The 20,277-nt window shown below is 65.7% G+C and carries 19 protein-coding genes; 9 read left to right on the forward strand and 10 right to left on the reverse strand.

Going from position 1 to position 20,277, the window contains the following annotated elements:
• Window positions 1-31: 31 nt before the first annotated feature.
• Complete coding sequence (locus tag UIB01_RS01125) at window positions 32-1,147, reverse strand: glycerophosphodiester phosphodiesterase (protein WP_038656067.1); 1,116 nt, start codon at window positions 1,145-1,147, stop codon at window positions 32-34.
• Between the two features lie 148 nt (window positions 1,148-1,295).
• Here UIB01_RS01125 and UIB01_RS01130 point away from each other — a divergent pair, with 148 nt between their 5' ends.
• Both UIB01_RS01130 and UIB01_RS01135 read left to right on the forward strand, forming a co-directional pair.
• A complete protein-coding gene (locus UIB01_RS01130; protein WP_038665291.1) occupies window positions 1,296-1,814 on the forward strand; it encodes a dihydrofolate reductase in 519 nt (172 codons plus the stop codon).
• Between the two features lie 87 nt (window positions 1,815-1,901).
• Complete coding sequence (locus UIB01_RS01135) at window positions 1,902-2,549, forward strand: YitT family protein (protein ID WP_038656069.1); 648 nt, start codon at window positions 1,902-1,904, stop codon at window positions 2,547-2,549.
• Here UIB01_RS01135 and UIB01_RS01140 read toward each other — a convergent pair.
• The gene (locus UIB01_RS01140) at window positions 2,542-2,997 is read right to left on the reverse strand and encodes a metallophosphoesterase family protein (protein ID WP_038656071.1); all 456 of its coding nucleotides are present in this window, start codon (window positions 2,995-2,997) and stop codon (window positions 2,542-2,544) included. The two genes, UIB01_RS01135 and UIB01_RS01140, sit on opposite strands and share 8 nt — an antisense overlap.
• A 98-nt stretch (window positions 2,998-3,095) precedes the next feature.
• Between UIB01_RS01140 and UIB01_RS01145 the strand changes: the two genes are divergently transcribed.
• Both UIB01_RS01145 and UIB01_RS01150 read left to right on the forward strand, forming a co-directional pair.
• Window positions 3,096-4,214 (forward strand): NAD(P)/FAD-dependent oxidoreductase, encoded by a 1,119-nt coding sequence (locus UIB01_RS01145; RefSeq protein ID WP_038656073.1) that lies wholly within the window; start codon window positions 3,096-3,098, stop codon window positions 4,212-4,214.
• A gap of 98 nt (window positions 4,215-4,312) precedes the next feature.
• The gene (locus UIB01_RS01150; RefSeq protein ID WP_038656075.1) at window positions 4,313-6,046 is read left to right on the forward strand and encodes a DUF4153 domain-containing protein; all 1,734 of its coding nucleotides are present in this window, start codon (window positions 4,313-4,315) and stop codon (window positions 6,044-6,046) included.
• 58 nt (window positions 6,047-6,104) lie between these two features.
• Here the strand turns inward: UIB01_RS01150 and ilvD are convergent, their stop codons facing one another.
• Complete coding sequence (ilvD, locus tag UIB01_RS01155; protein WP_038656077.1) at window positions 6,105-7,943, reverse strand: dihydroxy-acid dehydratase; 1,839 nt, start codon at window positions 7,941-7,943, stop codon at window positions 6,105-6,107.
• Window positions 7,944-8,441: 498 nt separating this feature from the next.
• Between ilvD and UIB01_RS01160 the strand changes: the two genes are divergently transcribed.
• Window positions 8,442-9,290 carry a poly(ethylene terephthalate) hydrolase family protein gene (locus tag UIB01_RS01160; protein ID WP_038656079.1) on the forward strand — a complete coding sequence of 283 codons (849 nt, stop codon included), beginning with the start codon at window positions 8,442-8,444 and terminating at the stop codon, window positions 9,288-9,290.
• Window positions 9,291-9,365: 75 nt separating this feature from the next.
• On the opposite strand, the gene UIB01_RS01165 is transcribed toward UIB01_RS01160, so the two are convergent.
• Together UIB01_RS01165 and UIB01_RS01170 are read right to left on the reverse strand one after the other, a co-directional pair.
• On the reverse strand, window positions 9,366-10,562 hold the full coding sequence (locus UIB01_RS01165) for a class I SAM-dependent rRNA methyltransferase (RefSeq protein ID WP_038656081.1): 1,197 nt from the start codon (window positions 10,560-10,562) through the stop codon (window positions 9,366-9,368).
• A 102-nt stretch (window positions 10,563-10,664) separates the two neighbouring features.
• Entirely contained in the window at window positions 10,665-11,204 is a 540-nt protein-coding gene (locus UIB01_RS01170; RefSeq protein ID WP_038656083.1) for a type 1 glutamine amidotransferase domain-containing protein, read from the reverse strand.
• Between the two features lie 127 nt (window positions 11,205-11,331).
• Here UIB01_RS01170 and UIB01_RS01175 point away from each other — a divergent pair, with 127 nt between their 5' ends.
• From UIB01_RS01175 to UIB01_RS01190, 4 genes are all read left to right on the forward strand, one after another.
• Entirely contained in the window at window positions 11,332-12,198 is an 867-nt protein-coding gene (locus UIB01_RS01175; RefSeq protein ID WP_038656085.1) for an HDOD domain-containing protein, read from the forward strand.
• A 57-nt stretch (window positions 12,199-12,255) separates the two neighbouring features.
• Window positions 12,256-13,068, forward strand: a complete 813-nt coding sequence (mutM, locus tag UIB01_RS01180) for a bifunctional DNA-formamidopyrimidine glycosylase/DNA-(apurinic or apyrimidinic site) lyase (protein WP_038656087.1) — start codon at window positions 12,256-12,258, stop codon at window positions 13,066-13,068.
• Window positions 13,069-13,182: 114 nt separating this feature from the next.
• Entirely contained in the window at window positions 13,183-13,524 is a 342-nt protein-coding gene (locus UIB01_RS01185; protein ID WP_038656089.1) for a hypothetical protein, read from the forward strand.
• Between the two features lie 147 nt (window positions 13,525-13,671).
• Window positions 13,672-15,462 carry a Na/Pi cotransporter family protein gene (locus UIB01_RS01190; RefSeq protein ID WP_051605124.1) on the forward strand — a complete coding sequence of 597 codons (1,791 nt, stop codon included), beginning with the start codon at window positions 13,672-13,674 and terminating at the stop codon, window positions 15,460-15,462.
• Here UIB01_RS01190 and ggt read toward each other — a convergent pair.
• The 5 genes from ggt to UIB01_RS01215 all read right to left on the reverse strand — a co-directional run bounded on the left by ggt (window position 15,446) and on the right by UIB01_RS01215 (window position 20,266).
• Window positions 15,446-17,179: a gamma-glutamyltransferase gene (ggt, locus tag UIB01_RS01195; RefSeq protein WP_038656093.1), complete on the reverse strand. Its 1,734-nt coding sequence runs from the start codon at window positions 17,177-17,179 to the stop codon at window positions 15,446-15,448. The two genes, UIB01_RS01190 and ggt, sit on opposite strands and share 17 nt — an antisense overlap.
• Window positions 17,179-17,430: a YfhL family 4Fe-4S dicluster ferredoxin gene (locus UIB01_RS01200; RefSeq protein WP_003303200.1), complete on the reverse strand. Its 252-nt coding sequence runs from the start codon at window positions 17,428-17,430 to the stop codon at window positions 17,179-17,181. The genes ggt and UIB01_RS01200 overlap by 1 nt, the downstream gene beginning before the upstream one ends.
• Window positions 17,431-17,537: 107 nt before the next feature.
• Window positions 17,538-18,020, reverse strand: a complete 483-nt coding sequence (gene coaD / locus UIB01_RS01205; protein WP_003303199.1) for a pantetheine-phosphate adenylyltransferase — start codon at window positions 18,018-18,020, stop codon at window positions 17,538-17,540.
• Window positions 18,021-18,125: 105 nt separating this feature from the next.
• On the reverse strand, window positions 18,126-19,721 hold the full coding sequence (locus tag UIB01_RS01210) for a GMC family oxidoreductase (protein WP_038656096.1): 1,596 nt from the start codon (window positions 19,719-19,721) through the stop codon (window positions 18,126-18,128).
• Between the two features lie 14 nt (window positions 19,722-19,735).
• Window positions 19,736-20,266 (reverse strand): hypothetical protein, encoded by a 531-nt coding sequence (locus tag UIB01_RS01215; protein ID WP_038656098.1) that lies wholly within the window; start codon window positions 20,264-20,266, stop codon window positions 19,736-19,738.
• Window positions 20,267-20,277: the final 11 nt, after the last annotated feature.

Below are 20,277 nucleotides of genomic sequence, written 5' to 3' on the forward strand. Positions count from 1 at the left end.
GGGGAGCCGTTGCGGCCCCCCGCTGAGGTCGTCAGTCTGCGCTGCGCAGGCGCACGGCGATATCCGGCTGGTCGATGAACAGCCCGTCGATACCTGCGTCGAGGAAGGCGCGGATCTCCGCTTCGCTGTCGCCGCGTTCGTGGCGCTTGTCGCTGCTGCGCAGGTTGGCCGGCAGGAAGGCGTTTTCCGCACGGAAGGTGTATGGGTGGACCTTGAGGCCGGCGGCGTGGGCGGCGGCGACGAAGCCGGTCGGAGTGCCGAGGTTGCCGTTGGCATCACGCGGGATGATGTAGCTCTTCTCCGGACCGACGCCGGCGGCGTAGCGGGAGATATCCTTGAGCCCGGCGGGCGTCGCCATCTGCGCGTAGGTCAGCTTGCTGCCACGTACCTGCTGGTCATACGGCTGCCCCGAGCTGAACAGCTGCACCAGGCGCAGCTGGGTCAAGCGGCTGAGGGTCTTGAGGTTGTCCACTTCGAACGACTGGATATACACCGGCGCCTGCCGCCCGACGTAGCCGTTGCGGGTGAGGATGCGCACCAGCGGCTTTTCCATGGCCAGGCCGAGCTGCTGGAAGTGTGTCGGGTGCTTGGTTTCCGGGTACAGGCCGATGCGCCGGCCCTGGCTGAGCTGCAGGGTTTTGACCAAGTCGATGATCTCCTGCAGGGTCGGGATCTCCAGACTGCCGTCGACGCGCGCGTTGCCCGGGCGGATATCCGGGATGCGCTCGATGGCGCGCAGGGTCTTCAGCTCGGCGAGGGTGAAGTCTTCGCTGAACCAGCCGGTGAGGGTGACGCCATCGACCTGCTGGGTGCGCTTGCGATCGGCAAATTCGGGACGTTGCGAGACGTCGGTGGTCAGGCCCAGCTCGTTGTCGTGACGGGCGACGATCTGGCCGTCGCGGGTCATCACCAGATCCGGCTCGATGTAGTCCGCGCCCTGGAACACGGCCAGTGCATAGGCGGCCAGGGTGTGCTCCGGCAGGTAGCCGCTGGCGCCGCGGTGAGCGATCACCAGCGGCGTCGGCTCGCCGCGCGCGGCCTGGTGTTTCGCGGCGTGTTCGTCCGCCGCAGTGAAGCCGGTGAGCGGTAGCAGCAGGGTGCAGGCGGTGAGCCAGCGGCGAAGGGAAGCGGTGGTCTTACGGGCCATTTCGGCATCTCCTCGGGTTGGAAGTCACAGCCTGAGCCACTTGCATGACCGGACGTTGACGCTGCGTTGCCGCTTGTATTGCAAGACGATGAAGCCGACGAACGGCTGGCGCTTCGGCAAGCTGCATCGCTCTGCTATTCTCGCCGCCATGAATCAGACACGCCTTCCCCTCGCCATGATCGCCGCCCACGCACAAAACCGCGTGATCGGCCTCGACAACCGCATGCCCTGGCATTTGCCGGCCGATCTCAAGCATTTCAAGGCCATGACCCTCGGCAAGCCGATCATCATGGGCCGCAAGACCTGGGATTCGCTTGGTCGCCCGCTGCCGGGCCGGCTCAATCTGGTGGTCAGTCGCCAGGCGGATCTGCAGCTCGACGGGGCGGAAACTTTCACCGACCTGGACGCCGCGCTGGTGCGCGCCGAGCAGTGGGCGCGTGAGCAGGGCGTCGACGAGCTGATGCTGATCGGCGGTGCGCAGCTGTACGCCCAGGCGCTGGGGCAGGCGCAGCGGCTGTACCTGACACGGATAGATGCGGCTCCCGAAGGCGATGCGTTCTTTCCGGCCTTTGACGAGGCTGATTGGCAATGCGTTGACAGCCAGCCACATGCGGCCGAGGGCGATGCCCCAGCCTACCGTTTCGAAACCTGGCAAAAACGTAGCTGACCGGCACCTTCTTCGCTTGATCGGCGCCAAATCTTTCGCGGGCCGCAGCTTCTATGCTGGCCCGTCGCTGTCGTAACGAGAAATCTCATGCAACCTGACAAATCCGACGCTCCGGAAGCCGAGCGCGTTGCCGCGATCTTCGTCCGCCACCCGCTGTGGGAGGACGGCCTGGCGCTGCTTACCGGCACCGCGCTGGTTGCCCTTGGTATCGCCTTCTACAGCCACGCCGGGCTGCTCACCGGCGGCACCGTTGGGCTGGCGTTCCTGCTCAAGTACCTTGCCGGTTGGTCGTTCGGCCCGGCGTTCTTCCTGCTCAACCTGCCGTTCTACGCGCTGGCGATCTGGCGCATGGGCTGGCAGTTCACCCTGCGCACCGTCTGCGCGGTGGGGTTGGTCTCGCTGTTCGCCGAACTGACGCCGCAATGGGTGCGCTTCGCCGAGCTGAATGTTGTTTATGCCGCGGTGTTCGGCGGGTTCGCCATCGGCATCGGCCTGCTGATCCTGTTCCGCCATCGCGCCAGTCTTGGTGGGGTGAACATCCTCGCGCTGTTCCTGCAGGAGCGTTTCGGCCTGCGCGCCGGCACCTTCCAGATGGGCATCGACGCGCTGATCGTGCTGGCCGCGGTGTTCGTCGTGCCGGCGGACAAGGTGCTGCTGTCGGTGCTCGGCGCTGTGGCGCTGAATCTGGTGCTGGCAATCAATCACCGCGCCGATCGCTATATGGACGTCAGCTGAGGCTGATCAGCTCGACCTGTGCATCGCCGTCGTTCAACTCCAGCAGCGCCAGGCTGATCGGCAGGCTGAAGCGTCGCGGACCAGCGCTGCCAGGGTTCACGTAGAGCACGCCGTCGCGCCGCTCGATCGTTGGTTTGTGCGAGTGGCCGGCGATCACCACGTCGACGCCGGCGGCGAGCGGGTCGATATCCAGCTGCTTGAGGTCGTGCAACACGTGCAGGCTGAGACCGCCGATGCGCAGATCCAGTCGTTCGGGCAGCTCCCGCGCCCAGTCGGCCGTATCGATATTGCCGCGAATCGCCTCCAGCGGCGCGATGACGCGCAGCCCATCGAGCACCTGCGGTTTGCCGATATCGCCGGCGTGAATGATCTGCGCGCAACCCTGCAGCGCCGCCAACGCCTCCGGGCGGAGCAGGCCGTGGGTGTCGGAGATCAGGCCGATGCGCATGCCGGTTTTCCCTTGAAAAGACATTGTTAGGGCATCCGACCCTTGGCCGGCCGCTGTGGTTGCGGCAGGCTTGGGAACTTCGGGTCGAGGAGTCTGGCATGGATCGGGTGGATTGCGTGGTGGTGGGCGCGGGAGTGGTTGGCTTGGCCGTGGCACGCGCGCTGGCGCTGGCCGGGCGCGAGGTGCTGATACTGGAAGCCGAGGCAGCCTTCGGCACCGCCACCAGCGCGCGCAACAGCGAGGTCATCCACGCCGGCATCTACTACCCGCAGGGCTCGCTCAAGGGTCGGCTATGCGTGGCCGGGCGTCGCCAGCTCTACGATTTCTGCGCCAGCCACGGCGTGGCCCATCGGCGCTGCGGCAAGCTGATCGTCGCCACCGACGAGGCTCAGCTTGCGGCGCTGGAGCAATTGCAGCGGCACGCGCAGGCCAATGGGGTCGATGATCTGCAGCGCCTGAATGGGCGCGAGGTGCTGGCCCTGGAACCGCAGCTGCATGCGGTGGCTGGGTTGCTCTCGCCAAGCACTGGCATCATCGACAGTCACGCGTTGATGCTGGCACTGCTGGGCGATGCCGAGCGCCACGGTGCGGTGCTGGCGCTGAACGCGCCGGTAACGGCGATCGCGGCCGGCAGCGAAGGCTTGCGAGTCGAGGTGGGCGGCGCCGATCCGTTGCAGCTGCTGGCCCGCACCGTGGTGAATTGCGCCGGGCATGGTGCGCCCATCCTCGCCGCGCACACCGCTGGGTTGGGCCTGGCGGGGCGGCCGCGACAGTTCTTCGCCAAGGGCAGCTACTTCAGCCTGAGCGGGCGCACGCCGTTCCGCCATCTGGTTTATCCACTGCCCGAGCCCGGCGGGCTTGGCGTGCACCTGACCCTGGACCTGGCCGGGCAGGCCCGTTTCGGCCCGGACGTGCAATGGGTCGAGGATCTGGACTACCGCATCGAACCGGGACGGGCCGCGGGCTTCTACGCCGCGATTCGCCGTTATTGGCCAGGGCTGCCGGACGATGCGTTGCAACCGGCCTACACCGGCATCCGCCCGAAGATCAGCGGGCCCGGCGAGGCGGCCGCGGACTTTCGCATCGATGGCCCGGCGCAGCACGGTATCGCCGGCCTGGTGAACCTGTTCGGCATTGAATCGCCGGGCCTGACCGCCTGCCTGGCGATTGCCGAACACGTCTGCGGGCTGCTCGAACACAAGGCACTGGCGACCTGATCACGCGCTGTCGCACCTGCGTTGCGGCCCGACCGGACGGGCTGCACACTGCAACCCGCCGCGATTGGACGGCGCGCTCACCGGCAAAAGGAATGTGCATGGAACAGACAGGCGAAGCTCGACCGCTGAAAGTCTATCTGGCGGTCGGATTGCTGCAGGGTTTGGCGCTCTGGGCGGCCAGCGAGGCCTGGCCGCACGCTGCTGGCTGGCGAGTCCTGTGTTCGGCACTGCTGGCCTTCACGGTGATTGGCGGCTGGCAGGTGCAGCTGCTCTGGGGCGGGCTGCGCGAGGCCGGACGCTGGCGCCTGGTCCTTGCCGCAGCTCTGTTGCCGGCCGTGCTGGCGGGCGGTCTCGCCCTGCAGTTCGACCAGCCGCGCTGGTATTACCTGGGCGAATCCGTCGGCACGCTGCTGCTGTGGAGCAACCTGATCCTGGCTTATGTGCTGACACCCTTCATCCAGGCGCGGCATGCCTATCATCGCTGGCGTGTCGACTACGCCGCGCTGTACCGGCATGCCATCAACAACGGCCTGCTGCTGTTCATGGCGCTGCTGATGCTGGCGGCGTTCTGGCTGCTGATATGGCTCTGGGCCGGCCTGTTCAAGCTGGTCGGCATCAGGATTTTCGCAACCCTGTTCGAGTCCTCCGGCTTTATCTGGGTGGCCAGCGCGACGGTTGTCGCCATCGGGCTGTGGATCGGCCTTGAGCGCGGCCAGGTGGTCGATGCGCTGCGCAACGTGCTGCAGGCGATGTGTCGCTTCCTGCTGCCGCTGACGGTGCTGATCCTGCTGCTGTTCGTGGTCTGCCTGCCGTTCACCGGCCTGCAGCCGCTGTGGGAGACCCGCCACGCGACGCCGATCCTGCTGGCCATGGTGTTCGCCCATGTCGCGCTGCTCAACGGCGTCATTCAGGATGGCCGGCAAGCGGTGCATTACCCGCGGGCGCTGCGCGTGCTGGTCGACGCCAGCTCCCTGTGCCTGCCGCTGCTGGCAGCTCTTGCGATTTACGCGCTCTGGCTGCGGATCGGCCAGTACGGGCTCACGCCTGATCGGGTGGTGGCGGTCGGGGCGACGCTGGTTGCGCTGCTGCATGCGCTGGCGCTGATGGCAGCGGTGCTGCAACGGCGCGATGGATGGCTGGCGGGGTTGCGCCGGAGCAATCCGGTACTGGCGCTGACATCGGTGGCGCTGTTGCTATTGCTGCATGTGCCGCCGTTGAGCCCGTTGCAGCTCAGCGCGGCCAACCAGTACCAGCGCCTGCTCGACGAGCGGGTGCCGACAGATCGCACCGACCTCGGCGCATTGCGCTTTCAGCTGGGACAACCCGGCCGCGACCATCTGGAAAAACTGCGCCAGCGCCTGGCCGAGCCCGATGTCGAAGACGCACGACGCGAGCAACTGCAGGCAGACCTGCAGCGCGTGGACAAGGCTGACAACTACTGGAACTGGCGACACGCGCACGACATGGCCAATACCGCGCCGGTGCCGTGGATCGGCCAGCCCCTTGAGGACGCCAACGGGGCATTGGCGCAGGCTATCGCGACACAGGGCTGTGACGAGGATTGCATGCTGTTTGCCGTCGATCTGGATGATGACAGTCAACCCGAGGTGCTGCTGTTGCGCGGTGCACGGTCGCGGATCGTGACGGTGCTGGGCCGTGGCGATACCGCCGGCTGGCGCTGGATCGGGCACCTGCGCACGATCGATCAGCAGGCCCTCGACGGCGAGTCGCTCAAGCAGCAGATCGAGCGCGGTGCCTGGCGGGTGGTGCCGCCGCGCTTCAAGGCTCTGGAAATCGACGGCATACGGCTGGAGCCGGCGATTACCGAATAGCGCGCATGAAAAAGCCCGACGCAAGGTCGGGCTTTTCTGTTGCGGCCGTGGCTGGCGATCAGCCGTCCAGCATCGCCTTGTTGCGCACCGCACCCTTGTCGGCGCTGGTGGCGAGCAGGGCGTAGGCCTTGAGCGCTGTGGTCACCTTGCGCGCGCGTGGCTGAGCCGGCTTCCAGCCCTTCTTGTCCTGCTCGATGCGGCGATGGGACAGCTCTTCATCGCTGACCAGCAGGTTGATGCTGCGGTTGGGAATGTCGATCAGCACCTTGTCGCCATCCTGCACGAGGCCGATGGCGCCGCCCGCAGCCGCTTCCGGCGAGGCATGGCCGATGGACAGGCCCGAGGTGCCGCCGGAGAAGCGGCCGTCGGTGAGCAGGGCGCAATCCTTGCCCAGACCCTTGGACTTCAGGTAACTGGTGGGGTAGAGCATCTCCTGCATGCCCGGGCCGCCCTTCGGGCCTTCGTAACGGATGATGACGATGTCGCCCGGCTTCACTTCGTCATTGAGGATGCCTTTGACGGCGCTGTCCTGGCTTTCGAAGATCTTTGCGGTGCCTTCGAAGACGTGGATGGATTCGTCCACGCCGGCGGTTTTCACCACGCAGCCATCGAGGGCGATGTTGCCGTACAGAACCGCCAGGCCGCCTTCTTGCGAGTAGGCGTGCTCGACGCTACGGATGCAGCCTTCGGCGCGGTCCAGATCGAGGGTGTCCCAACGGGTCGACTGGCTGAACGCCGTCTGTGTCGGGATACCGGCCGGACCTGCCTTGAAGAAGGTGTGCACCGCTTCGTCCTGAGTCTGGGTGATGTCCCACTGCGCGATGGCTTCAGCCATGGTCCGGCTGTGCACGGTGGGCACGTCGGTGTGCAGCAGGCCGCCGCGAGCGAGCTCGCCAAGAATGGAGAAGATACCGCCGGCGCGGTGCACGTCTTCCATGTGGTACTTCTGGATGTTCGGCGCCACCTTGCACAGCTGCGGCACCTTGCGCGACAGGGCGTCGATGGCGCGCAGGTCGAAGTCGACCTCGGCTTCCTGGGCGGCGGCCAAGAGGTGCAGGATGGTGTTGGTCGAGCCACCCATGGCGATGTCCAGGGTCATGGCATTCTCGAACGCCTTGCGGCTGGCGATATTGCGCGGCAGCACGGACTCGTCGCCCTCGCCGTAGTAACGCTGGCAGAGCTCGACAGCGATGCGACCGGCGCGCAGGAAAAGCTGCTCGCGGTCGCTATGGGTGGCCAGGGTCGAGCCGTTGCCGGGCAGGGCGAGGCCCAGGGCTTCGGCAAGGCAGTTCATCGAGTTGGCGGTGAACATGCCGGAGCAGCTGCCGCAGGTCGGGCAGGCGCTGCGCTCGTATTCGGCGACTTTTTCATCACTGGCCGATTCGTCGGCGGCGATGACCATGGCATCGACCAGGTCCAGGCCATGGCTGGCCAGTTTGGTCTTGCCGGCTTCCATCGGCCCGCCGGAGACGAACACCACCGGGATGTTCAGGCGCAGCGCGGCCATCAGCATGCCGGGGGTGATCTTGTCGCAGTTGGAGATGCAGACGATGGCGTCGGCGCAATGGGCATTGACCATGTATTCCACCGAATCGGCGATGATCTCGCGCGATGGCAGCGAGTAGAGCATGCCGTCGTGGCCCATGGCGATGCCGTCGTCGACCGCGATGGTATTGAACTCCTTGGCCACGCCGCCGGCTTTTTCGATCTCACGGGCGACCAGTTGGCCCATGTCTTTCAGGTGCACGTGACCGGGAACGAACTGGGTGAAGGAGTTGGCGATGGCGATGATCGGCTTCTTGAAGTCTTCATCCTTCATGCCGGTGGCGCGCCACAACGCGCGGGCGCCGGCCATGTTGCGGCCGTGCGTGGAGGTTTTCGAACGGTAATCGGGCATGACGGTTCCTGCGGCTAATCAGGTAATCGGAGGTATGCATATGGTGAGCAACGCCTGTGCCGGATGCAACGGAGGGTGACCGTGCGTTCGGAAGGGGCCGGGTCGAGGCGGGTAGACGCTCGTAGGGCCTGGGCTCAGTGGTCGCCGTGTGGTGAATGGCGAGATATCACCGATTCTACGCACGTTCCCGTGCTCGGGCCAGGCGCGACGATTGCCGGTGCTGCGCTATACCGCATGCCAGCCGGCCGGCGCCGCTGGGGAGGAGGTTTTGCCAGCGAATTGGCAGGTGTTTTCCGGGCGTGACCGCCCGTCCACTTGGCTGGCGGGTCAAGGATCGCTCGCTACAGTCCATTCCCGACCGTTTCGCTGGTGATTGCACCTTGTCGTGCCGCTGACCAGCGAGCGGTCGCCTCGCCATGAGTGCCCGTTTTGCGGAGTAGCGGGCAGCTGGTGATAAGTGAGGCGTCCTTATACCAACGATAAGAATGAGGAATGCAGATGCACAAGTTCACACGCCGATACCTGAGCGCCGCTGCTCTGGTGGCCCTATCCGCAACCGCCGTCGCTGCCCCCCTACCGGACACGCCAGGGACACCATTTCCCTCGGTTTCGAGCTTCGACAATTCCGGCCCCTACGCCGTCACCAGCCAGAGCGAGGGGCCGAGCTGCCGCGTGTTCCGGCCACGCACGCTGGGCCAGAACGGTGTCAGGCACCCGATCATTCTGTGGGGCAATGGCACCGGCACCGGGCCGACGACCTATTCCGGACTGCTGACCCACTGGGCCAGCCATGGCTTCGTGGTGGCCGCGGCGGAAACCTCCAACGCCGGCACCGGGCGAGACATGCTTGCCTGCCTCGACTACCTGGTGCAGGAAAGCAATCGCACCTACGGCACCTACGTCGGCGTGCTGAACACCGGACGGGTCGCCACATCGGGCCATTCCCAGGGCGGCGGTGGCTCGATCATGGCCGGGCAGGACGATCGCGTGAAGGTCACTGCGCCGATCCAGCCGTATACCATCGGGCTTGGGCACGACACGTCGTCGCAGCGCAATCAGCGCGGGCCGATGTTTCTGATGTCGGGCGGCGCGGACACCATCGCCATTCCGTACCTGAACGCCCAGCCGGTCTACACCCGAGCCAACGTTCCGGTCTTCTGGGGTGAGCGGCGCTATGTCAGCCATTTCGAGCCGGTCGGTAATGGTGGTGCCTATCGTGGACCGACGACGGCCTGGTTCCGTTATCACCTGATGGACGACGAGAGTGCGCGTGGCACCTTCTACGGGCGTTTCTGCGGGTTGTGCACCAGCCTGTTGTGGAGCGACCAACGCAAGGGCATCGAGTAGTACGGCACGAAGAACCCCTCGCCCGGAGTACCGGGCGAGGGGTTCATATGTACGAAGCGCGGGTTCGCGCCGCCGTCAGCTGTTGGGCAGGATGCGGCAGGTCAGGCTCTTGATGTAGCGGGTTTCCGGGATCGCCGGATGTACCGGATGATCCGGGCCCTGAGCGCCGCGTTCGAGCAGCTGGATATTGCGGTCGAGATGGCGCGCGCTGCCGAGCAGGATGTTCTGCAGGTGATCTTCTTCCAGGTGCATGGAGCAGCTGGCGCTGACCAGGATGCCGTCCTTGTTGAGCAGGCGCATGGCGGCTTCGTTGAGGCGACGGTAAGCGGCCTCGCCATTCTTGATGTCCTTCTTGCGCTTGATGAAGGCGGGCGGGTCGGTGATGACCACATCGAAGCGCTCCTCGGCGTTCTTCAGTTCCTTCATCGCCTCGAAGGCATCGCCCTCGACGCAGGTCATCTTCTCGGCAACGCCATTCAGTGCCGCGTTGCGCTCGACGCCGTCCAGGGCAAAAGCCGAGGCATCGACGCAGAACACTTCGCTGGCACCGAAGGCCGCCGCCTGCACGCCCCAGCCGCCGATGTAGCTGAACAGGTCGAGCACGCGCTTGCCCTTCACGTAGGGCGCCAGGCGCGCGCGGTTCATGCGGTGATCGTAGAACCAGCCGGTCTTCTGGCCCTGCAGCACCGGTGCTTCGAACTTCACGCCGTTCTCTTCCAGCGCGACCCATTCCGGCACCACGCCGAACGCGGTATCGACGTAACGCTCCAGGCCTTCGGCGTCGCGGGCGCTGGAGTCGTTCTTCCACAGTACGCCGCGGGGCTTGAGCACCTGCACCAGCGCCTCCAGCACGGCATCCTTATTGCGCTCCATGGTGGCCGAGGCCAGCTGCACCACCAGATGGTCGTGGAAGCGATCCACCACCAGGCCCGGCAGCAGGTCGGAATCGCCGTAGATCAGGCGGTAGCACGGCTGATCGAACAGGCGATCACGCAGCGACAGCGCGACCTGAATGCGATGCACCAGCAGCGACTTGTCCAGGCTGTGCTTGAGATCGCGCGACAGCAGGCGTGCGCAGATAAGGTTGTTCGGCGACACCCCGACGATGCCCAGCGGTTTGCCGCCGGCGGCTTCGAGCACGGCCTGATCCCCGGCGGCGAAGCCCGCCAGCGGCGTGGCCGCGGTGTCCACCTCGTTGCTGTAGACCCACAGATGGCCGGCGCGCAGGCGGCGATCGGCATTGGCTTTGAGGCGCAGGCTGGGCAGGGTCATCGGCGGGGCTCCGGGAAAAAGACGGGCATTCTAAACGAGCGGCAGGCCACGCGCGCCAGCGCTGCCGGAAAATCCTCGCAGCACCCGCCACGTGTCGCCCGCTCAGGCGGACAGGGCGTCGATCAGCGCCTGACTGAACGCCGGGATGTCATCCGGCTTGCGACTGCTGATCAGCTGACCGTCCACCACCACCTGCTCATCGACCCACTCGGCGCCGGCGTTCTTCAGGTCGTCGGTAAGCGAAGGCCAGCTGGTCATGCGCTTGCCCTTGACCAGACCGGCCGAGATCAACAGCCAGCCGCCGTGACAGATCACCGCTATCGGTTTGTTCGCCGCGGCGGCGTCGCGCACCAGCTTCTGCGCGGTTTCGTCGGTGCGAATGGTGTCGGAGTTGACCACGCCGCCGGGTAACAGCACGGCGTCATAGTCATTCACATCGAGGTCATCGAAGGTCTTGTCCACGTGAAACTTGCTGGCCGGCGTGGTGTGGTTCCAGCCGGTCACTTCGCCATTCTTGGCGGAGACAATCTGGGCTGTCGCACCGGCCTTCTCCAGCGCTTCCTGAGGTCCGGTCAGCTCGACCTGCTCGAAGCCGTCGGTTACCAGGATTGCCACGCGCTTGCCGTTGAGGGGTTGGGTCATGAGCATGCCTCCGTTTGTCTGTCGGTAAGCTCGCCGAATGCGAGTCACTTGAAATGGGACCCGCTTCTCAGCCAAAGTTCGCCCTTTCGTGCCAGTGGCACTTTGCCTTCTCGTCGAGCGACCCTTCATGGCCGTTGAACTTTCCGCCGAACAGATCCGCCGGGTGCTGCAAGGCATCAGCGTGCCACCGCAACCGCAGATCATGGTCGACCTGCAGATGGAGCAGGTCATGCCGGTGCCCGATCTGAAGGCGATCGCCCGGCTGATCAGCCAGGACCCGGGCCTTTCCGGAGCGCTGCTCAAGCTGGTCAACTCGCCGCATTTCGGTCTGGCCAACCGCATCGCTTCCATCCAGCAGGCGGTAAACCTGCTGGGCTGCAATTCGGTGATCAACTTGATCAACGCGCAGTCAATCAAGGGCGAGATGAGCGATGAGACCATCGTGACCCTGAGCCGCTTCTGGGACAGTGCGCAGGACGTGGCCATGGCCTGCCTGACCCTGGCCAAGCGCATCGGTTACCAGTCCCCGGATGAGGCGTACACGCTGGGGCTTTTCCACAACTGCGGCATCCCGCTGATGCTCAAGCGCTTCCCCGGTTACATGAGTGTGCTGGAAGAGGCGTACGCCAGTACCGGTGACGGCCAGCGCATCGTCGATATCGAGAATCGCGTGCTCAGCACCAACCATGCTGTGGTCGGCTACTTCACCGCCAAGTCGTGGAATCTGCCGCTGCACCTGTGCGATGCCATCGCCAACCACCATAACGCGCTGTCGCTGTTCGCCGAAGATTCGGGACGCGACGCGCCGATCAAGACACTGCTGGCGATCCTCAAGATGGCCGAGCACATTTGCGCCTGCCACCGGGTGCTCGGCGCGCAGCCGGACGATCACGAGTGGGACAGCGTGTCACAGCTGGTACTCGAGTACGTCGGGCTGTCGGAATACGATTTCGTCTGCCTCAAGGAAAGCATCCGTGAGCTGGGCGTGGGCTGACGCCCCGGCGCCGGCCTGATAAGGTCGGCATCCCTTCGCTGTATCCAACGTCCCGCCATGCCCGAACTTCCCGAAGTCGAAACTACCCGCCGCGGCATCGAGCCATACCTTGTTGGTCAGCGTGTCAGCCGCGTGCTGGTGCGTGACCGGCGGTTGCGCTGGCCGATCCCGGAAGACCTCGATGTGCGTCTTTCCGGCCAACGCATCGAGGCGGTCGAACGTCGCGCCAAATACCTGCTGATCAAGGCCGAGAGCGGCACGCTGATCGTTCATCTGGGCATGTCCGGTAGCCTGCGGCTGGTCGACGCGGCATTGCCGGCGGCCAAGCACGAGCACGTCGATATCCTGCTGGAATCCGGCCAGGCGCTGCGCTACACCGATCCGCGACGCTTCGGCGCGATGCTCTGGAGCGATGAGCCGCTCGCACATGTGTTGCTCGCCAACCTCGGGCCCGAGCCGCTGGGTGAGGATTTCGACGGTGACCGGCTGTATCGGCTGTCCCGCGGGCGCAGCATGGCGGTCAAGCCGTTCATCATGGATAACGCGGTGGTGGTGGGCGTCGGCAATATCTATGCGAGCGAGGCGCTGTTCGCCGCCGGCATCGACCCGCGGCGCCCGGCAGGAAGCATCTCGCGAGCGCGTTACCTCAAACTGGGCGAGGAAATCCGGCGAATACTGGCGATGGCCATCGAGCGCGGCGGCACGACGCTGCGCGATTTCGTCGGTGGCGATGGCAAGCCTGGTTACTTCCAGCAGGAGTTGTTCGTCTACGGCCGGGCCGGCGCATTCTGCAAGAACTGCGGTAGCACGCTACGCGAGATTCGCCTCGGCCAGCGCGCCAGCGTGTATTGCGCTCGTTGCCAGCGCTGAGCCCTTGTAACTGCGCGTGCGTTGACGGCGTTCACGCTCAGCTTGCCCCGGCCACTGCTATAGTGGCCGCCACAACTAAAATTGCCGCGTTTCGCACAGCTGAAGGACCACACCATGAACCTGTTCCGCTCTACCGCTGCTGTCTTGGCACTGACCACTGGCCTGCTGGCGCTGCCGGCGCATGCGGAATCGGTTCCGCAGAATGTCAGCGGCGATCCGATGTACACCGTCGAAGCGCCCAAGGCCTACTCCATGATCGGCGATCTGGTCATCGCCCGCCCGCTGCTGATCGGCGCGACCGTGCTCGGCGCCGCCGCTTTCGTCGTCAGTCTGCCGTTTACCGCGCTGGGCGGTAACGTCGGCGAGGCTGGCAAGGCACTGGTGGTCGAGCCGGGCAAAGCGGCTTTCGTGCGCTGCCTGGGCTGCACCACCAGTGGCTACGACGCCCAGCGTTGATCGACGTCATCCACACCGCGACTGGCAGGGCCTGAGCCTTCCGGTCGCGGTGTTGCTGCAGTAGGCTTCGCCTCCCATCCCGCACCGCGAAGCCCCTCCTTGAATAACCGATTCTTCAAGACATATCTGCCCATCGTGGGCTTGCTGATGCTGTCCTGGTCATTCTGGGCCAGCGACGGTTGGCTTGAGCTGTGTGCGGGGCTCGCCCTGTTCCTGTTCGGCATGCAGTGTCTCGAAGAAGGGCTGCGCCAGTTGGCCGGCAGCAAGCTCGAACAGCTGCTGGCGCGCAGTACTGCGACGCCGCTCAAGGGCCTGATGTTCGGCGTCAGCGGCACCATGCTGCTGCAGTCCAGCACGCTGGTCTCGTTGCTTACCATCGCTTTCATCAGCACCGGGCTGATCAAGCTTGCCGGCGGCATCGCCATCCTGTTCGGTGCCAATCTCGGCTCCACCACCGGTATCTGGCTGCTGGCACTGGCCGGACAGAACGTCAGCCTGAGCCCGCTGGCCTTGCCGCTACTGGTTTTCGGCGTGCTGGCCAGCTTCACCGGTGACAAGGGCAAGGCGGCCGGGCGCATCGTGCTGGGCATCGCCTTCATCTTCCTTGGTATCGATCAGATCAAAGATGGCTTTTCCAGCTTCGGCGGCATGGACCTGTCTCAGTACCATGCCGGCGGACTGAAAGGGCAGCTGCTGTTCGTGGCGATCGGGCTGCTCGCCACCGTGGTGCTGCAATCCAGCCATGCCACGCTGATGCTGACCCTGACGGCGCTGGCCGCCGGGCAGCTCGATCTAGGGCAGGCCCTGGCTACCGCCATCGGCGCTAATGTGGGAACCACCGTAACTGCTGCGCTGGTCGGCTCGCTTGGCGGCAATCGCAGCGCCCAGCGACTGGCATTGGCGCATGTCCTGTTCAACGTGGCGACTGCGGCGCTGGCGCTGGTGCTGCTGCTGCCGCTGACCGATCTGGTGCGCTGGCTTACCGAACCGCTGGGACTGGGCGCCAATACGCTGATCCAGCTGGCGCTGTTTCATTCACTGTTCAATGCAATGGGCGTCGCCTTGTTCTGGCCGTTCCAGCGTCAGCTGGCCGAGCTTCTGCAGCGTGTGCTGCCCGACCGGGTCGAGCCGACGGTGCTGATCACCGAACTTGCGCAGTCGATGCCGGCCGAGCCGCTGACCCGCGCGCGCTACCTGAATGACCGTGCGTTGGATTCGGCAGATGCCGCCGCCAGTGCCGTGGCGCAGGAGCTGCAGCATCTGGCGCGCCTTAGCCTGGAGGTGATTTGTCATGCGACTTACCTGCCGGTGGATCAGCTGCGTCAGCAGGGTCGGATCGACGACGCGCTAGTAAACGCGAAACCAGACGCTCAGGCCCTGGATGCCGAGCGGCTGTATCAGCGGCATATCAAGGGCGTGTATTCGGATCTCCTGACCTTCATGGGGCGCCTGGAACTGCCACTGGACGAGAGTCATCAGGCGTTCTGGCTGAGCTGTCAGGTTGCGGCGCTGCAGCTGGTGGATGCGGTCAAGGACGCCAAGCACCTGCAGAAGAACCTCGGCCACTACCTGCGCACCGATGACTCCGCGGCGCGCCAGGCCTATGTCGAGCTGCGTCGGCATCTGCTGGAGTCGTTGCGCGAGATCCGCGCGCTCAACCACTCGGAGCTGCCCGATGAGCTATGGCGCGAGCGCTTGAACTGGCTGGATGAGCGCGCTGCCAAGTTCGATGCGGAGTTCCGTCGCCGCTTGTTCGAGTCGATCCGCAACCAGAAGCTGGACGGTTTGCAGAGCAGTTCGCTGATGAACGACCTGGGTTACGCCAGCCGCATCATCCAGAGCCTGCGCAACGCCTTGCTGCTGGGTGAAGGCCATGAGCTGACGCGGCAGCTGCGGCAGCTGGCAGAGGACGACGGTCCGGTCATTCTGCAGCTGTAACCGGTTCGCGGCGTGCCGGCACCATCAGTGCCTGGCCGATGCCGCGCGGGTCGCTGGCCGCCTCGACCGTGCCGCTCGACTTGTGCCAGTAGAGCACCTGCTGGTTGCCGTAGTCGCGTTCGATCAGCCTGGGCTGGTGGCCACGTGCGCGCAGGGCGTCCAGCTGCGCCGGGGTGAAGGCGTCGGCTTCGTACTGCAGCACATCCGGCAGGTACTGGTGGTGATAGCGCGGCACTGCTGGCCAGGCCTGCACCGGCTCGCCATCCAGATAAGCCAGTGCCGAAAGCAGCACCATGCTCGGTATGCGGCTGCCGCCGGGCGTGCCAAAGGCGGCGAACTCCTTGGCGCTTTCGATGAAGGTCGGGCTCATGCTCGACAGCGGCCGCTTGCCGCCGGAGATGGCATTGGCGCTGCTGCCTTTCAGGCCATAGGCATTGCTGCCGTCGATGTCGGCGGCGAAATCGTCCATCTCGTCGTTGAGCAGCACACCGGTACCGGGCACGGTGAAGGCGGCGCCGAACATCATGTTCAGCGACAGCGTCGCCGCCACTGCATTGCCTTCGGCATCGATCACCGCGAAGTGGGTGGTGTGCTCGCCCTCACGCCAGCGCGGCGCGGGAGGCAGTGCGTTGCTGGGCGTGGCCTGGTCGGGATCGACGGAGCTGGCGAGCTGGTCAAGGTACTGGTCTGAAAGTAGACGTGGCAGCGGTGACGCGACGAAATCTGGATCGCCCAGCTGCCCGCGATCACGATAGGCCCGGCGCAACGCCTCGACCACCAGATGACTGCGTTGCAGCGGTTCGGCTTCGCGCCAGGCCAGACGGTCGAGAATGCCCAAGCTCTGCGCGAGGATCATGCCGCCGGCCGAGGGTGGTGGCGCGCCGATCAGCTTGCGGCCATCGGCGAGGGCGAAGCGCAGCGGCTCGCGCTCGACGGTGTGGTAGTCGGCCAGATCCTGCAGGGTCCAGATGCCTCCGGCTGCTTGCACGCCTTGCACCAACTGCTCGGCCACCTCACCGCGGTAGAAGCCGTCGCGGCCGTGAATGGCCAGGCGCTCCAGGGTCTGCGCCAGCTCCGGCTGGCGTAGCCGATGGCCTTCGGCTGGCAGGTTCCCGTCGTGGAGAAACAGCCGCGCGCTCTCCGGATCATCGCGCAGCGCCGCGAGGCGCCAGCCGGCGCGCTGGCGATAGACGGCATCCACCGCGAAGCCATCGCGGGCCAGCGCGATGGCCGGCGCCAGGGTGGTCTTCAGGGGCAGGCGGCCGCGCTTCTCGGCGAGTTCGACCAGCGCGGCCGGCGTGCCGGGAATCGCTGCGGCCAGCGGGCCGTTCAGCGAGAGTTCGCGCTGGATCTTGCCATCGCGCAGGTACAGGTCCGGCGTAGCAGCGCCGGGTGCTCGCTCGCGGGCGTCGAGGAAGATGTGGCGGGGCGATTCACCGGCTTCGCGCAGCAGAAAGAAACCACCGCCACCGAGCCCGGAGCCGTATGGCTCGACCACGGCCAGGGCTGCGCTGACCGCAACGGTGGCATCGAACGCGTTGCCGCCAGCTTCGAGAATGCGCCGGCCGACTTCACTGGCCAGCGGATGGGCCGTGGCGACGGCGCCGTTTGCAAGAGGATTGCCATGGGCCGCGCAGGCCAGCAGCAGGAGGGCGGCGAGACAACCCTGGAGGCCCCTGAGCAGGCTGGTCCTTCGGGTCGGGCGCCGCGAGAGCATCACGCCTTGCCGGTGATGATCAGGTACTTCTGCATCAGTTCGTCCTTGCTCTCGACGTTGTTCTCGTCGAGCGGGATGCAGTCCACCGGGCAGACCTGCTGGCACTGTGGCTCGTCGTAGTGGCCGACGCATTCGGTGCAGAGGTTGGGGTCGATGACGTAGATTTCCTCGCCCTGGGAAATGGCGCTGTTCGGGCACTCTGGCTCGCACACGTCGCAGTTGATGCAGTCATCGGTGATTTTCAGGGACATCCAGCGAACTCCTGCCGTGGCTCGAACCACGGCACAGCAATATTACGACCGGGCAATTGTGCCGCATCGCCGGCCTGCGTGCACTCGACGCGGCCCGGCGGGCATCGTCAGTTCTGGCCGAAGCGCTCGTGCAACGCGCTCATCACCGCCGGGTGGACGAATTTGGATACGTCACCCTTGAGCGAGGCAATCTCGCGCACCAGCGTCGAGGAAATATAGGAGTACTTCTCCGACGGGGTGAGGAACAGGCTTTCCACATCGGGCGCCAGCTGGCGGTTCATGTTGGCCAGCTGGAATTCGTACTCGAAGTCCGAAACCGCGCGCAGCCCGCGCAACAGGATGTTGGCCTGCTGCTCCTTGACGAAGTGCGCCAGCAGCGTGGAAAAGCCCATGACCTTCACGTTCGGCAAGTGCTTGGTGACTTCGCGAGCCAGCGCCACACGTTGCTCGAGCGGGAACAGCGGGTTCTTCTTGGGGTTGGCCGCCACGGCGATGATGACCTCGTCGAACAGGCGCGAAGCGCGTTCCACCAGATCGGCGTGGCCCATGGTGATGGGATCGAAGGTTCCCGGATACAACACTCGATTCATCGCGGCGTCCTGACGCATGCGTGGGGGTGTGGATGGTAGCGGCTCGGTGTCGACAGCGTAAAGCCTGAATGCCATGCCGCGATCTGTCGTGAATGACAGTCAATCTCAGGACTTCTGCAGGCGATCACCCAGTTCCGTGGCGAGTTTGGCGCACAGCGCGTAGATCGACAGCTGGGGATTGGCGCCGATGCTGGTGGGGAACAGCGAGCCGTCATGTATCGACAGGTTGGGCAGCTGATGGTGCCGGCCGAGGCTGTCGGTGACGGCTCGGCGTGGGTCATCGCCCATGGCGCAACCGCCCATCACGTGGGCGCTGCCGAGGCGGGTGCGGTACAGGGCGAGGTCCAGACCCTCGATCAGCTCGCGGGCGGCGCGGGGCGTACGCACGTAGCGGGCGTCGGCATGCAGTGGGAGGACTGCGCGGGCGCCGGCGGCGAACTGGGTCTCGGCCATGCTGAGAAAGGCGCGGCGGATGCCGTTCCAGGCGTAGTCGGTCATGCGGTAGTCGAGCACCGGGCTGCCGTCGCTGCGCAGCTCGACCGTGCCCTCGGCGCTGTCCGGATGAAAGCCGTCGCGTTGCAGGGCGATCATCGCGTGGGTATGCGGCAGCTTGGCCATGCGCTGCGCATTCTCCGGGCCGAAGTCGCCGAGCAATGTGGCGGCAAGGGCCGGATGGACGGGCGGCACTTCGAGCTTGTAGCCGGCCGGCCCGGCAACCCCGTCGCGCCACTGGAAGTGGTCGGAATAGATCGATTGTGGCGCGCCGCTGAAGGCGTCGATGCGCTCGTCGAATTGCGCCGCGGAGAAGTTGGTCAGGTGCAGGAAGGTGCGTTTACCGACGCGCTGGTGCGGGTCGGGCGCCTGCGAGCGCAGCAGCAGTGCCGGTGTGTTGATGCCGCCGCCGGCGAGAATGTAGTGCTTGGCGACGACGTGGATGCGGCGCCCGTTCGGCTCCACGCAGCGTTCGTCCATGCCCAGGCAGTCCAGGCCGACGACCTGCTCGCCCTGCATCAACAGGCGTTCGGCGCGCGCGAGGTAGAGCAGTGCGCCGCCCTTGTCCAGCAGCGCCGGAATGCTGGTGACCAGCATCGACTGCTTGGCGTTGGTCGGGCAGCCCATGCCGCAGTAGCCGAGGTTCCAGCAGCCACGTACGTTGCGCGGGATCACCGCCCAATGCTGGCCGAGGCGTTCGCAGCCGCGTTGCAGTACGGCGTTGTTGGCATTCGGCAGCACGGTCCAGGGCGCGACGCCGAGGCGCTGTTCCATGCGTTCGAACCAGGGTTGCAGCGCCTCGGCCGAAAGCCCGCTGACGCCGTGCTCGCTGGCCCAGTGCTGCAATGTCTGCGACGGAGTGCGAAAGCTCGAGGTCCAGTTCACCAGCGTGGTACCGCCGACCGCGCGACCCTGCAGGATGGTGATGGCGCCGTCCTTGCTGGTGCGGCCGATGGCCTCCTGATAGAGCGAGCGGTAGGCGCGGGCTTCCTGCATGTCGAAGTCGCTGCTGGTGTGCAGCGGGCCTTCTTCGATCAGCAGCACCTTGAAGCCCGCGGCACTCAGCACTTCCGCGCTGGTGGCGCCGCCTGCGCCGCTGCCGACGATGGCGATGTCGGCTTCCAGCGTCAGGTCGCGCTGCAGTCGCGAGCCGTCATGGGTGGTCCAGCCGCGGGCGAGGCCTTCGGCAAAAAGATCGGCAACGGGCACGCAGGCCTCCTTGGTCAGACCTTGGGCGGTCCTGGGTAACCGCAGTGCGCCCAAGAGGCGGGGCTGGCGTACCAGGCCATGAGGATCATCTGCAGCAACGAGGCGTGGCCCTGCCGGAGCAGGGCCAGCGAACTGTTCTGCCAGCGCAGCAGGAAGGCACGTAATTGATCATCGGAAGCTACGTCCCAGCCGCTCCAGATGCCAGTCAGCGGGCCTCGGGTCAGCGGCAGGCTGAGTACGTCGAACAGCTGGCGTACCTGGCTTAGCAGCGCGGGCGACAAGTGGTGCAGGCCCAGGTCAAGGCTGACGAGGGTGGTCTGCACGGCTTGCGGCATAACCTCGGATGGCGCCGAGCCTTCCAGCAGCAGTGGAATCAGGCGACGCAGCATCGGCAGTTCGCTGTCACGCAGCACGGCGAAGCCGCTCGCCGCGCCGTCTGCTGAGGCGCTGAAAGTCCGGCTGAGCAGGCCGCCACCGGCCAGGATGGCGCCGCCGAGCAGGCCGATCTTGAGCAACTGGCGGCGATTGACGAATGGATCGGGCATCGTGACGTTGT

The organism is Stutzerimonas decontaminans, from assembly GCF_000661915.1.
Classification (GTDB): Bacteria; Pseudomonadota; Gammaproteobacteria; order Pseudomonadales; family Pseudomonadaceae; genus Stutzerimonas; species Stutzerimonas decontaminans.

Bases quoted from the DNA above. Each gene is read 5' to 3' on its own strand.
- UIB01_RS01175 (WP_038656085.1), top strand. From the start codon at position 11,332: ATGGCCGTTGAACTTTCCGCCGAACAGATCCGCCGGGTGCTGCAAGGC.
- UIB01_RS01160 (WP_038656079.1), top strand. From the start codon at position 8,442: ATGCACAAGTTCACACGCCGATACCTGAGCGCCGCTGCTCTGGTGGCC.
- coaD (WP_003303199.1), bottom strand. From the start codon at position 18,020: ATGAATCGAGTGTTGTATCCGGGAACCTTCGATCCCATCACCATGGGC.
- UIB01_RS01200 (WP_003303200.1), bottom strand. From the start codon at position 17,430: ATGTCCCTGAAAATCACCGATGACTGCATCAACTGCGACGTGTGCGAG.
- UIB01_RS01130 (WP_038665291.1), top strand. From the start codon at position 1,296: ATGAATCAGACACGCCTTCCCCTCGCCATGATCGCCGCCCACGCACAA.
- ggt (WP_038656093.1), bottom strand. From the start codon at position 17,179: ATGCTCTCGCGGCGCCCGACCCGAAGGACCAGCCTGCTCAGGGGCCTC.
- ilvD (WP_038656077.1), bottom strand. From the start codon at position 7,943: ATGCCCGATTACCGTTCGAAAACCTCCACGCACGGCCGCAACATGGCC.
- UIB01_RS01215 (WP_038656098.1), bottom strand. From the start codon at position 20,266: ATGCCCGATCCATTCGTCAATCGCCGCCAGTTGCTCAAGATCGGCCTG.
- UIB01_RS01150 (WP_038656075.1), top strand. From the start codon at position 4,313: ATGGAACAGACAGGCGAAGCTCGACCGCTGAAAGTCTATCTGGCGGTC.
- UIB01_RS01170 (WP_038656083.1), bottom strand. From the start codon at position 11,204: ATGACCCAACCCCTCAACGGCAAGCGCGTGGCAATCCTGGTAACCGAC.
- UIB01_RS01125 (WP_038656067.1), bottom strand. From the start codon at position 1,147: ATGGCCCGTAAGACCACCGCTTCCCTTCGCCGCTGGCTCACCGCCTGC.
- mutM (WP_038656087.1), top strand. From the start codon at position 12,256: ATGCCCGAACTTCCCGAAGTCGAAACTACCCGCCGCGGCATCGAGCCA.
- UIB01_RS01185 (WP_038656089.1), top strand. From the start codon at position 13,183: ATGAACCTGTTCCGCTCTACCGCTGCTGTCTTGGCACTGACCACTGGC.
- UIB01_RS01145 (WP_038656073.1), top strand. From the start codon at position 3,096: ATGGATCGGGTGGATTGCGTGGTGGTGGGCGCGGGAGTGGTTGGCTTG.
- UIB01_RS01190 (WP_051605124.1), top strand. From the start codon at position 13,672: ATGCTGTCCTGGTCATTCTGGGCCAGCGACGGTTGGCTTGAGCTGTGT.
- UIB01_RS01165 (WP_038656081.1), bottom strand. From the start codon at position 10,562: ATGACCCTGCCCAGCCTGCGCCTCAAAGCCAATGCCGATCGCCGCCTG.
- UIB01_RS01140 (WP_038656071.1), bottom strand. From the start codon at position 2,997: ATGCGCATCGGCCTGATCTCCGACACCCACGGCCTGCTCCGCCCGGAG.
- UIB01_RS01135 (WP_038656069.1), top strand. From the start codon at position 1,902: ATGCAACCTGACAAATCCGACGCTCCGGAAGCCGAGCGCGTTGCCGCG.